This window comes from Blastococcus sp. URHD0036, from assembly GCF_000701365.1.
Classification (GTDB): Bacteria; Actinomycetota; Actinomycetes; order Mycobacteriales; family Geodermatophilaceae; genus Trujillonella.
On sequence record NZ_JNIK01000011.1, the window covers coordinates 447,874 to 459,604 of the forward strand.

11 protein-coding genes are annotated in these 11,731 nt (G+C 74.1%); 9 read left to right on the forward strand and 2 right to left on the reverse strand.

Annotation, left to right across the window (positions count from 1 at the left end):
• The first annotated feature begins 40 nt into the window (after positions 1-40).
• Together N555_RS25795 and N555_RS0109215 are read left to right on the forward strand one after the other, a co-directional pair.
• Complete coding sequence (locus tag N555_RS25795) at positions 41-967, forward strand: prephenate dehydrogenase/arogenate dehydrogenase family protein (protein WP_051683865.1); 927 nt, start codon at positions 41-43, stop codon at positions 965-967.
• Between the two features lie 38 nt (positions 968-1,005).
• Positions 1,006-1,239, forward strand: a complete 234-nt coding sequence (locus tag N555_RS0109215; protein WP_029431203.1) for a DUF2630 family protein — start codon at positions 1,006-1,008, stop codon at positions 1,237-1,239.
• Here the strand turns inward: N555_RS0109215 and N555_RS29090 are convergent, their stop codons facing one another.
• Positions 1,240-2,451, reverse strand: a complete 1,212-nt coding sequence (locus N555_RS29090; protein WP_029431204.1) for a PucR family transcriptional regulator — start codon at positions 2,449-2,451, stop codon at positions 1,240-1,242.
• 175 nt (positions 2,452-2,626) lie between these two features.
• On the opposite strand from N555_RS29090, the gene N555_RS0109225 reads away from it, so the two are divergent.
• From N555_RS0109225 to N555_RS0109255, 7 genes are all read left to right on the forward strand, one after another.
• The gene (locus N555_RS0109225) at positions 2,627-3,520 is read left to right on the forward strand and encodes an ABC transporter ATP-binding protein (protein ID WP_051683866.1); all 894 of its coding nucleotides are present in this window, start codon (positions 2,627-2,629) and stop codon (positions 3,518-3,520) included.
• Positions 3,513-4,301, forward strand: coding sequence for an ABC transporter ATP-binding protein (locus tag N555_RS0109230; protein WP_081866086.1), 789 nt, complete (start codon positions 3,513-3,515; stop codon positions 4,299-4,301). The genes N555_RS0109225 and N555_RS0109230 overlap by 8 nt, the downstream gene beginning before the upstream one ends.
• A 29-nt stretch (positions 4,302-4,330) precedes the next feature.
• On the forward strand, positions 4,331-5,218 hold the full coding sequence (locus N555_RS0109235) for a branched-chain amino acid ABC transporter permease (RefSeq protein WP_029431207.1): 888 nt from the start codon (positions 4,331-4,333) through the stop codon (positions 5,216-5,218).
• 2 nt (positions 5,219-5,220) lie between these two features.
• Positions 5,221-6,399, forward strand: coding sequence for a branched-chain amino acid ABC transporter permease (locus N555_RS0109240; protein ID WP_156036280.1), 1,179 nt, complete (start codon positions 5,221-5,223; stop codon positions 6,397-6,399).
• Between the two features lie 113 nt (positions 6,400-6,512).
• Entirely contained in the window at positions 6,513-7,886 is a 1,374-nt protein-coding gene (locus tag N555_RS0109245) for an ABC transporter substrate-binding protein (RefSeq protein ID WP_029431209.1), read from the forward strand.
• Between the two features lie 168 nt (positions 7,887-8,054).
• Positions 8,055-9,032 carry a UDP-glucuronic acid decarboxylase family protein gene (locus tag N555_RS0109250; protein WP_029431210.1) on the forward strand — a complete coding sequence of 326 codons (978 nt, stop codon included), beginning with the start codon at positions 8,055-8,057 and terminating at the stop codon, positions 9,030-9,032.
• Positions 9,033-9,129: 97 nt separating this feature from the next.
• The gene (locus N555_RS0109255) at positions 9,130-10,782 is read left to right on the forward strand and encodes a substrate-binding domain-containing protein (RefSeq protein ID WP_029431211.1); all 1,653 of its coding nucleotides are present in this window, start codon (positions 9,130-9,132) and stop codon (positions 10,780-10,782) included.
• Here the strand turns inward: N555_RS0109255 and N555_RS0109260 are convergent.
• Complete coding sequence (locus N555_RS0109260) at positions 10,779-11,687, reverse strand: glycosyltransferase family 9 protein (protein WP_029431212.1); 909 nt, start codon at positions 11,685-11,687, stop codon at positions 10,779-10,781. The genes N555_RS0109255 and N555_RS0109260 overlap by 4 nt on opposite strands.
• Between the last annotated feature and the right edge of the window lie 44 nt (positions 11,688-11,731).

Below are 11,731 nucleotides of genomic sequence, written 5' to 3' on the forward strand. Positions count from 1 at the left end.
GCGCGGTGGTGGAGGAGCGCGTGGGTCATAGCCTCTGATCATGGCCGACGCCGCACTCCCGGTGCCCACGATGCCCACCCCGCCGGTCGGGGTGGTGGGCCTGGGCCAGCTCGGTGGGTCGCTGGCCGCCGCGCTGGTCGAGGCCGGCCGCGACGTCACCGGGTGGGACGTCGACCCCGCTGCGCGGGCCGCCGCCGCCGAGCGCGGGGTCCGCATCGGGTCGGAGCTGACCGGTGTCGTCGTCCTGGCGGTGCCGGTGCCGGCGATGCCCGCGGCGCTGGCCGAGGTCTCGCTCGACCCGGCGGCGACGGTGACCGATCTCGGCTCGGTCAAGGTGCCGGTGCTGCGGACGGTCGGGGCCACGGTCGGGAGCCGGTTCGTCGGGGGCCACCCGATGTGCGGGACCGAGCGCTCGGGGCACGCCGCGACCGACCCCGCGCTCTTCCGCGGCGCACGGTGGGCGGTGTGCCTGGAGCCCGGCACCGACCTGTCCCGCTGGCTGCGGGTCGCCGAGGTGGCGCTGGCCGTGGGCGCCGAGGTGGTGCCGGTGACGGCCGCGGAGCACGACGACGCCGTCGCGGCGATCAGCCACGTGCCGCACCTGCTGGCCGCAGCCCTGGCCGCCGCGGCGGGGCAGGCCGGTCCGCTGGCGCTCTCGCTGGCGGCGGGCAGCTTCCGCGACGGGACGCGGGTCGCCGGCAGCGACCCCGCGCTGGTCACCGCCATGGTGGAGGGGAACGCCGGGCCGACGGCAGCGGCGCTCGCCCGGGTGCAGGAGCAGCTGGACCGGCCCTGGGCCGAGCTGGTGGCCGCCGGCCACGCGGTGCGGGCCGCCGCACCCGCCGGTTCCCGGAAGCTCCGGGTGCCGCTGGAGCGGGCCGCGCTGCTGGCGCTGGGCCGGGCCGGCGGAGCGGTCACCCGGCGACTGGCCGCCTTCGTCGAGGGCCGGCTGCCCGAGCGGGTCTGACCGTTTCCCCGTCGGAGGCGGGGGGCAGGATGGCGATCATGGACGAGACCGACCTCCTGAGCCGCATCCACGCCCTGGTCGAGGAGGAGCACCAGCTCCGTGACAGCGGCGAGCACACCGACGACCAGCGCCAGCGCGTGCAGGAGCTCGAGGTGCAGCTCGACCAGTGCTGGGACCTCCTGCGCCAGCGGCGGGCCAAGCGCCAGTACGACGAGGACCCGGAGGACACCGAGGTGCGCCCCGCCTCGGAGGTCGAGGGCTACCTCCAGTAGCTAGGCGGCGGGCCGGGCAGCCCGCAGCTGCGGGGCGATGAGCAGCGCGAGCTGCCACAGCAGCCGGGCCCGCGGGTCGGTGACCTTGCGCCCGGTCACCGACTCGATCCGCCGCAGCCGGTGCATGACCGTGTTCCGGTGGCAGTACAGCTCGTCGGCGGCCCGGGTCGGCGAGCCGTCGGCGGCCAGGAACGCCGCGAGCGTCTCCAGCAGCACCCCCTGCTCCTCCTCGGGGAGCTCCAGCAACCCACCGAGCGACTGCCCGACCAGCCGGGAGCTGATCTCCGGCGAGTTGCTCAGCAGCGCCTCCGGCAGCCGGTCGTCGATGGTCACGACCTGACGGGTGCCGACCGGCAGCGTGCGGGCCGCGGTCTCGGCCAGGCGGTAGGCCGTGGCCACGCCGCCGGCGCCCTCGACCTCGGCGGAGACGCCGACCGGTCCGGTGGCCATCGCCCGCAGCCAGCCCAGGACGTCGGTCGACCGGCGGGTGCCGAGGGCCACGACGCCCACCTGCGCGCCGGAGCGCTCGCCCCACACCGACCGCACCCCGCGGCGCAGCAGGCCCGCGGCGGGATCCACCAGGGGCGCGGTCCCGCCGGCGTCCGGGATCGCCACGACGGCGAGCAGCCGGCCGGCCAGCGGCATGCCGAGCAGCTCCGAGGCCGCACGGACGAACGAGGGGTCACCGCCGCGGCCCTCCAGCAGCCCGTCCAGCACGTGGCTGCGGGCCGCCTCGTCGACGGAGTCCAGCCGCCGCTGCTCCTCGCGGTAGCCCTCGGCGAGCGCGGAGCACTCCACGTCGTTGGTCCGCCACACGGAGCCGGCCACCTCGACGAGGAGCGTGTCGTTCGCGGCGCCGGAATCCCGGGCGACCGCCAGCAGCGTCTCCCAGGTGATCTGCCCGCCGAGCCGGTAGGCGCGCAGCACGGCCTCCAGCGGGATGCCCTGGGCGGCACGGCGGCGGCCCACCTCACGCGCCTCCGAGCTGTGCACCTCGCTCGTCCCGCCGGCGAGGCCGACCAGGCTGCGGACGCCGCCGGCCAGACCGGCCCGGCTGGACCGGCGCAGTTCCACGAGGTCGAGCTCGCGGTAGGCCGGCTCGGTCCGCAGGAGCACGTCGACCATGCGATCCACCATGGCGTCCACCTGGTCGAACATCTGTGGCGCGACGTCACTGAGCCGGTCCGCCACCTCCGACGGAAACACGTGCACCGCCCACCTCCTGCCACGCTGCGCTGCGCACAACACGGGTTGTCGATCACTGTGCGTTGCGCCCATTGTGACCGCCGACACCAGCGGGCAATCTCCTGGGGACGTAGCCGTGACCCAATCGTCGCCGACCTCACCCGGTCGGGCGACCTCCTAGACCCCGAGGAGATGTGGGCCCGTGGCGGAACCGCCGCACGACCGCACCACCGAACGACCGGACCGGTCCCCCACAGCGCGGCTGGAGATGTCCGGCATCCACGTCGCCTTCGGCGGCGTGACCGCGCTCGAGGACGTGTCCCTGACCGTCGAGCCGGGCCAGGTCCACGGGCTGATCGGCCCGAACGGCGCCGGCAAGACGACGATGTTCAACGTCGCCTGCGGCCTGGTGCGGCCCTCGTCGGGCCGCATCACCTGGCGCGGCCAGGAGCTGCGCCGCCTCCGGCCGGCCCAGCTGTCCAAGCTCGGCATCGCCCGCACGCTGCAGGGCGTCGCCCTGTTCCCGGGCATGACGGTGCTGGAGAACGTCATGGTCGGCGCGCACCGGCACGCCAAGGCCGGGTTCTTCTCCGCCCTGTTCGCCGTCCCGACCGCGGACAAGGACGACGAGCGGCTGCGCCGGCGCGCGCTGGACGCGCTCGCCGAACTGGACGCCGTCGCCTACGCCGAGCGCTACCCCGGCAGCCTCCCGTACCCCGTGCAGAAGCGGGTGGCGCTCGCCCGGGCCCTGGTCGCCGAGCCGGAGCTGTTGCTGCTCGACGAGCCGGCCAGCGGTCTGTCCGAGGACGAGATGCACGAGCTCGGCGAGCTCATCCGCGTGCTGTGCAGCCGGATGAGCGTGCTGCTGGTCGAGCACCACATGGACCTGGTCATGCGGGTCTGCGACCGGATCACCGTCCTGGACTCGGGCAAGCAGATCGCCGTCGGCACGCCCGAGGAGATCCGCGCCGATCCCGCCGTCACCGAGGCCTACCTGGGCGACGACGTCGACGTCGAGGCCGACGCCGCGGAGCTGTCCGGCGGCCGGCACACCGCTCCGGCTCCGGCCGGCACCGAGGAGGCCCCCCGTGGCTGAGCCGCACGGCAGCACCGCATCCGGTCAGGGAGCGCCGGCCGGCGCAGGGACCGGCGGCGGCACGGCCACGGCCAGCGCGCTGCTCGAGGTGCAGGGCCTGACCACCTCGTACGGGCCGGTGCGCGCCCTCGACGGGGTGTCGCTGCGCGCGGAGGCCGGCCGGATCACCGCCGTCCTCGGCGCCAACGGTGCGGGCAAGACGACGCTGCTGCGCACGATCAGCGGCCTGGTCCGCCCCACGTCGGGCCAGGTCCTGCTCGACGGGCAGGACATCACCCGCGCCCCGGTCGAGGCCATGGTGCACAAGGGCATGGCGCACGTCCCCGAGGGCCGTGGCGTCATCGCCGAGCTCACCGTCGACGAGAACCTGCGGGTCGGCTCCCTCTTCCGCGGCAAGGTCGGCCGGGAGGAGTTCGACCGGGTCTACGACCTGTTCCCGCGGATCGCCGAGCGGCGCGAGAACCCCGCGCACACGCTCTCCGGTGGCGAGCGGCAGATGCTCGTGATCGGTCGCGCACTGCTCGCCCGCCCCCGGGTCCTGCTGCTCGACGAGCCCTCGCTCGGCCTGGCGCCGCGGATCGTGGCGCAGATCTTCGGCCTGGTCCGGCAGCTGGTCGACAGCGAGAACCTGTCGGTCCTGCTCGTGGAGCAGAACGCCCGCAGTGCGCTCTCGGTCGCCGACACCGGCGTCGTGCTCAACCTCGGCCGCGTCGTCGTCACCGACGACGCCCGCACCCTCGCCGCCGACGAGGACCTGCGGCACGCCTACCTCGGCTTCTGACCCACTCGTCTTCTGGAGGCAGTCCACTCGTGGAGCAATTCCTCAGCCTCACCCTCGGCGGGGTGGTGTCAGGCTCGGTCTACGCCGCCTTCGCCCTGGCGCTCGTGCTGATCTGGCGGTCCACCCGGATCGTGAACTTCGCCCAGGGCTCCATGGCCGCCGCGACCACGTTCATCGCGGTGGCGGTCATCGACGCCGGCGGGTCCTACTGGCTCGCGCTGGTCGTCGCCCTGCTGTCCGGCCTGGTCATGGGGGCGCTGATCGAGCGCGTCGTCATCCGGCCCGTCGAGGGTGGTCCCGAGCTCAACGCCGTCATCGTCACGCTGGGCCTCTTCGTCGCCATCCAGGGCATCGTCGCCCTCGTCGCCGGCGTCGACGAGCGGGCGTTCGTCCCGCCGTTCAGCAAGGTCGGCTACGAGGTGCGCGAGGGCTTCACCCTGCTCTCGCTGTCGCCCAACTCGATCTGGACCGTCGCCGCCGTCCTCGTCACCATGCTGGCGCTGACCGCGCTGTTCCGGTTCACCCGGGTCGGGCTGGCGATGCGCGCATCGGCCTTCGGCCAGGAGGTCGCCCGGCTGCTCGGCGTCCGGGTCGGCCGGATGCTCACCCTGGGGTGGGCCCTCGCTGCGGCGGTCGGTGCGCTGGCGGGCATGTTGATCGCCGGTGACGTCTCCTTCGTCGGCCCGACCTTCATGGACACGCTGATCGTCTTCGGCTTCGTCGCCGCCGTGCTGGGTGGCCTGGACTCGCCGATCGGCGCCGTCGTGGGCGGCCTGCTCCTGGGCCTGGCGCTCAACTACGTGCGGGGCTACCTCGACGACTCGCTGCTCGGCATGGCGTCGCTGGTGATCCTCGTCGTCGTCCTGCTGGTCCGCCCCGGCGGCCTCTTCTCCACCACCGCAGCGCGGAGGGCGTGACCGTGAGCGAGACCCAGACCCCCACCGGCGAGCCGGGCGCAGCGTCCGACGACGCGCCGTCCACCGCCACCGCGGCGGCGAACGCGTCGCCGGCCCGGGCGACCGGACGCCGGTCGTTCCTCCCCCGCCTCACCCTCCTCCGCCACCTGCTGATCCTGGTGGTCGGCGCCGCCCTGGCGGTGCTGCTGCTCGAGAGCACCGAGCTCAACACCAACATCAAGCTGGGCAACGTCGCCTACCTCGCCGTCGCCGCCGGGGGGCTGACCCTGCTCACCGGCCTGTCCGGGCAGATCTCCCTGGGCCACGGCGCGCTCATGGCGGTCGGCGCGTACACGACGGCGCTGATGCTCGACGTCGAGCGGGGCGACGAGCCGCCGTCCCTCTTCCTGGTCTTCCTGGCCGCCATCGCCGCGACGACGGTCGTCGGTGCCCTGGTCGGGGTCGCCGCCGCCCGCCTGCACGGCCCGTACCTCGCCGGCGCGACGCTCGCGCTCGCCGTCGGCATCCCCGGGCTCGCGCTGTACTTCAGCGACACCCTGGGCGGCGAGCAGGGCATCACCGTCCGGCCGCCGGAGCGGCCGGAGTGGTTCGACAACGCCGTCGAGCAGCTGTCCGGCGCGTCGGGGCGCGGCCTCAACGACAAGTGGGTCGCCTACATCGCCGTCGCCTGCCTGCTGGTCACCTACTTCTTCCTCGCCAACCTGATGCGCAGCCGGATGGGCCGCACCTGGCGCGCGGTGCGCGACCAGGAGGTGGCCGCCGAGCTCGCCGGCATCTCCCTCGGGAGCTGGCGCGTGCTCGCCTTCGTGGTGAGCGCCGCCGCCGCGGGCCTGGCGGGAGCCGTGCTGGCGATCGTGGTCCAGCTGGCCGCTCCGGGGTCCTTCCTGCCGGTCCTGTCGCTGTCGCTGCTGACCGCGGTGGTTATCGGTGGGCTCGGCTCCCTCACCGGGGCGCTGCTGGGCTCGGCGCTGCTGGTCTTCCTCCCGCCGTGGCTCATCGACATCGGCCGCGACGTCTTCGACATGGAGGAGGCACAGGCCTCGCAGGCCTCCTTCGTCGTCTACGGCCTGCTGCTGGTCGTGACGATGCTCTTCGCCCCCGCCGGGCTCGTCGGCACCGTCCGGCTGGCCCTCCTCCGACGGCGTGCCGCTCGCGCGACCGCCGCAGCCGGCGGGAGGTGATCCGCCACCACGAGACCGTCATCTCCCCCGTGGCCGGCATCCCTCGTCGCCACGCGCGCTGCATCCCCCAGTCTCCCGGGCAGAGCTGCCCGGGCTATCCACGAGGAGAACCCTTGACGCGAAACTCCCGACGCCTCGTGAGCGTCCTGGCCGCGGCGACGATCGCCACCACCATGGCCGCCTGTGGCGGCGACGACGACAGCGGTGGCGGTGGCGACAGCAGCGGTGGAGGTGGCGACACCGGCACCGCCGCGGACAACGAGGCCACCGGCCCGGGCATGACCGAGGACACCGTCACCATCGGGTCCCACTACCCGCTGACCGGCCGGGCCGCGCCGGGCTACAGCGAGATCCCCACCGGGGTGCAGGCGTACTTCGACTACGTCAACGCCAACGGCGGCGTCTACGACCGGCAGATCGAGTGGGTCTACCGCGACGACGGCTACAACCCCACCAACACCAGCACCGTGGTCCGCGAGCTGGTGCTGGACGAGGAGGTGTTCGCCATCATGGGCGGCCTCGGCACGGCCACGCACAACGCCGTCCTCGACTTCCTCAACACCGAGGAGGTCCCCGACCTCTTCGTCGCCTCGGGCTCCTCGCTGTGGGACGACCCGGAGAACCTCCCGTACACGTTCGGCTGGCAGACCGACTACGAGAGCGAGGGGAAGATCATCGGCCAGTACATCGCCGAGAACTACCCCGACGCGAAGGTCGGGCTGTTCCTCCAGGACGACGACTTCGGCGAGGACGGCGAGCGGGGCGTCCGGCAGTACCTGGACGACGACCAGATCGTCGAGGTGCAGACCTACACGTCCGGCAACATCGACGTGGGGCCGCAGATGGCGGCGCTGCAGTCCTCCGGGGCCGACTTCGTGCTCGGGTTCAACACCCCGCCCTACACGGCGCTGACCCAGCTGGCCGCCCGGAACCTGAACTACACGCCGCAGTGGTGGTACTCGAACGTCGGGTCCGCCCCTGACCTGGTCGGTTCGCTGCTCGGGGCCTTCTCGCAGGGCGCGGTGAGTGGCGCGTCGGCCCTGGCGGGCATCATGACCACCGCGTACATCCCGACGGTGGACCAGGTCGACAACCCGTGGATCCAGCTGTTCCAGCGCATCTGGGACGAGTCGGGCCAGGAGGGCGTGCTCACCAACACCCGCGTCTACGGCATGGCCCAGGCCTACACGATGGTCCAGGCCCTGCAGGCGGCCGGCCGCAACCCCACCGGTGACGACCTGGTCGCCGCGGTGGAGGAGGCCGGGAGCGACTGGCGCGGGCCGTCGTTCACGCCGTTCCGGTTCTCGACCGACCGGCACGCCGGCATCAGCGGCATGTCCGTGGTGCAGTTCAACGACCAGGGCGTCGGCGAGGAACTGACGCCGCTGCTGGTCACCGACACCGGCGACGCCGACATCGAGGAGTACGACGGCGAGCCCATCGCTCCGCCGGAGAGCGGCATCCCCGACGAGGAAGCCGTCGGATAACCAGCACCACCCCCGGCGGGCCGCCGGTCTCCTCGCGGAGGCCGGCGGCCCGTCGGCGTTCCCGGGGCAAACCACTTAGAGAGCTGAGTGTCGCCGTCCGCCGCCCGGGTAGGAGGGCGGAGGCGCGTGAGCAGGGCGCGCCGGGCCGGGGCTCGAGGAGGAGCTGGGATGGTGCACGCGACGCGGACGATCCGGCGGGCGGTGGTGACCGGAGGAGCCGGTTTCCTGGGCTCGCACCTGTGCGAGCACCTGCTCGACCGCGGGGTCGAGGTGGTCTGCCTCGACAACTTCCTCACCGGCTCCCCACAGAACGTCGTCCACCTGATGGAGCGCCCCGGCTTCCGGCTGGTGCGCTGCGACGTCACCGACTTCGTGCACGTGCCCGGCCCGGTCGACCTCGTCCTGCACTTCGCCTCGCCGGCCAGCCCCCTCGACTACCTGAAGATGCCGATCGAGACCCTCAAGGTCGGCAGCCTCGGCACCCTGCACACCCTGGGGCTCGCGCACGACAAGGGGGCCAGGTACGTCCTGGCGTCGACCTCCGAGGTCTACGGCGACCCGCTGCAGCACCCGCAGACCGAGGAGTACTGGGGCAACGTCAACCCGGTCGGCCCGCGCGGCGTCTACGACGAGGCGAAGCGGTTCAGCGAGGCCATGACCACCGCCTACCGGACGTCGAAGGGCACCGACACCGGCATCGTGCGGATCTTCAACACCTACGGCCCGCGGATGCGGCCGGACGACGGCCGCGCCATCCCGGCGTTCGTCGGTCAGGCACTGTCCGGGCGGCCGGTGACCGTGGCCGGCGACGGCTCGCAGACCCGGTCCATCTGCTATGTGGACGACACCGTCCGCGGCATCCTCGCCCTCGCCTCCTCCGGGCACGCGGGACCGGTCAACATCGGCAACCCCGACGAGCTGTCGATGCTGCAGCTGGCGCAGCGGATCGTGCAGATGACCGGCTCGGAGTCCCCCGTGGAGTTCATCGACCTGCCGGTCGACGACCCGAAGGTCCGCCGTCCCGACACCACCCGGGCCGAGCAGCTGCTCGGCTGGCGGCCCCAGGTGCCCTCCGAGGAGGGGCTGCGGCGCACCGTCGCCTGGTTCGCCGCCCAGCGGGAGGCAACACAGCTCGCCGTCGGCTGAACGCACGGTCGTCGCACCGGCACACCCCCTCGTGCCTCTACTGTGGGGTCGGCGCACGGGGTCGCCATGAGTGTCCGGACGACGACGGAGTGTATCGATGGGCCGCCACGCCTCCCCCAGCAGCGACGACGACCAGCGCGGCTGGCGACCATCCCCGGTCGTCCTCGTCGCCGCGCTGGCCGTGGTCGTGCTCGTCGCCGGCGGGCTGGTCTGGTGGCTGACCGGCTCCGACGACGACGCGGCGGCCTGTGACCAGACGCAGTCCATCCGGGTCACCGTGGCGCCCGAGCTCGCGCCCGTCGCCCAGCAACTGCTCGCCGACGACCCGCCCGGCGGGTGCGTCACGGCCGACGTGACCGCGGAGGACCCGCTGCAGACCTCTGCCGCGATCACTGCCGGGGCCGAGTCCGGCGTCCCGGACGTGTGGGTGCCCGACTCCTCCATCTGGCCGGCCCAGGTCGAGGGCGCCACCCTCGAGTCCGCCGGGTCGATGGCCACCTCCCCCGTCGTCCTCGCCACCAGCCGCGCCTCGGCCGAGGAGCTGGGCTGGACGGACGGCACGCCCGGCTGGCTGGACGTCGTCATCGAGGCCCTGACCGCGGGGCGCTCGGTCCCCTCCGCCGACCTCACCGGCCAGGCCCGGCAGCTCGGGGTCTCCCTCGCCGTCGAGGAGACCGGCAACGGCACTCCGATCTCCGATGACGAGCTCCGCGCGTCGCTGTCGTTGTCGGCGGCCGGCGCGACGCTGGAGGAGGTCCGCCAGGCCGCCATCGACGGCGACCCCGACGCCGGGCTGTTCGCCGCCACCGAGCAGGACGTGATCGCCACCTACCTGGCCGGGGACTCCCAGGCCGTGGCCGTCTACCCCGAGGGCGGCTCGCCCTCGATGGACTACCCGGTCCTGCGGGCCGCCGACTCCGACGGCGACCGGGGCGCCGCCGTCGACGCCGTGGTGGCCACGCTCACCTCCGACGAGGCGGCCGCCGCGGTGCGCGCGGCCGGGTTCCGCGACGCCGACGGGAACGCCCCCGACGCCGCGGGGCCGGACACCGGCACCCAGGTCGAGGAGCCGGCGCCCCTGCCGCTGGAGCCCGACGCCGCGATCGCGGCCATCGAGCAGGCCAACCGGATCCTCGCGCCGTCCCGGCTGCTCACGGTCATCGACACCTCGAAGTCCATGGAGGCGCCGGCCGCCGGCGGCACCCGGATCTCGCTGGCCGTCGACGCCGCGGCGACCGCGCTGGCCGGGCTGCCCGACGAGTTCTCCGTCGGGCTGTGGACGTTCGCGTACAAGGTCGACGGGGAGAACGACTACGTCGAGCGGGAGCCGCTGCGGGGGCTCGACGCGGACGTCGACGGCACCAGCCAGCGCGATGCCCTGGCCGCCGAGCTCGAAGGCCTGCCCTCGTCGCTCACCGGAGGCGGGACCGGCCTCTACGACACCGCGCTGGCGGCGGTCCGGGCCGCCCGCGAGCAGTACCAGGAGGGCGCGGTCTCCAGCGTCGTCCTGCTGACCGACGGGACCAACGACGACGACGCGGGCGGCATCTCGCTGCAGGGGCTGATCGACACACTGCGCGCGGAGGCCGACCCCGACCGTCCGGTGCTCCTCGTGGGGGTCGCCCTCGGCCCCGAGGCCGACCTGGCGGCACTGCAGCAGATGGCCGAGGCCACCGGCGGGGGCGCCTTCTCCGCGCAGGACCCCGACGACCTGCAGTCGGTGCTCTTCGAGGCGATCCGCCAGCGCTAGGCGGCCATCACCCGCTCCAGCGCGTCGAGGACCTCGTCGACGGTGATGCGGGCCAGTGCCGGGTCCAGCTCGGTGCCCCAGGGGTCGCCGGTGCCGTCGCCGTGCCAGAGGACGACGTGCCGGGGCCGCGGCGGTGGCCCCCACAGCGCGGGTGACACGGGCCCGAACAGCACCACCGAGGGCCGCCGGTAGGCCGTGGCCAGGTGCGCCACCCCGGTGTCGCCGCTGACCACGACCGCCGAGGCGGCGACGACGGCGGCCAGCTCCAGCGACGTCGTCCGCCCGGCCAGGACGGCGTCCTCCCCCAGGCCGGCCGCTCCCGCGATCGCCCGGGCCAGGCCCTCCTCGGCAGGACCCCCGGTGATCCGGACGTCGTGCCCGGCGCGGGCGAGGTACCGGGCGACGGCCGCGAACCGCTCCGCCGGCCACCGCCGGCCGGGGAACGCCGCGCCGGGGTGCACGATCGCGGCCCCGGCCACCGGTGGTGGCACGTCCGGGACGGCGAGGTCGAGCGCGTCCGGGTCGGCCTCGACGCCCAGCCCCTCGGCGACGAGCCGGCACCACCGAGCCACCTCGTGCTCGTCGGGGTACCAGGCCGGTCCGGGGTAGCCGGGGCTGTCGAAGGTGAGCAGCCGCCCGGGGTGCAGGTCGGCGACGACGACGTGCGACAGCGGCCCCTTGCCGTGCAGGTCGACGGCGAGCTCCGGCGGCGGGCCGGTCCAGTCCAGGGGTTCCAGCTCCCGGGCGGGCAGCACCTCGTCGACCGCGTCGATGAGTCCGGCGAGCGGCTCGAGCGCCTGTGTGGTGGCGAGCACGAGGCGGTGGTCGGGGACGGCGGCCCGCACCGCCCGGATCGCGGGCACCCCGGTCAGCAGGTCCCCCAGCCCCAGCGGCCGCAAGATCAACGCAACAGGTCGATCGGACCCATCACTGGAACGGCCCTGCTGCA

Bases quoted from the DNA above. Each gene is read 5' to 3' on its own strand.
- N555_RS0109250 (WP_029431210.1), top strand. From the start codon at position 8,055: ATGGTGCACGCGACGCGGACGATCCGGCGGGCGGTGGTGACCGGAGGA.
- N555_RS25795 (WP_051683865.1), top strand. From the start codon at position 41: ATGGCCGACGCCGCACTCCCGGTGCCCACGATGCCCACCCCGCCGGTC.
- N555_RS0109215 (WP_029431203.1), top strand. From the start codon at position 1,006: ATGGACGAGACCGACCTCCTGAGCCGCATCCACGCCCTGGTCGAGGAG.
- N555_RS0109255 (WP_029431211.1), top strand. From the start codon at position 9,130: ATGGGCCGCCACGCCTCCCCCAGCAGCGACGACGACCAGCGCGGCTGG.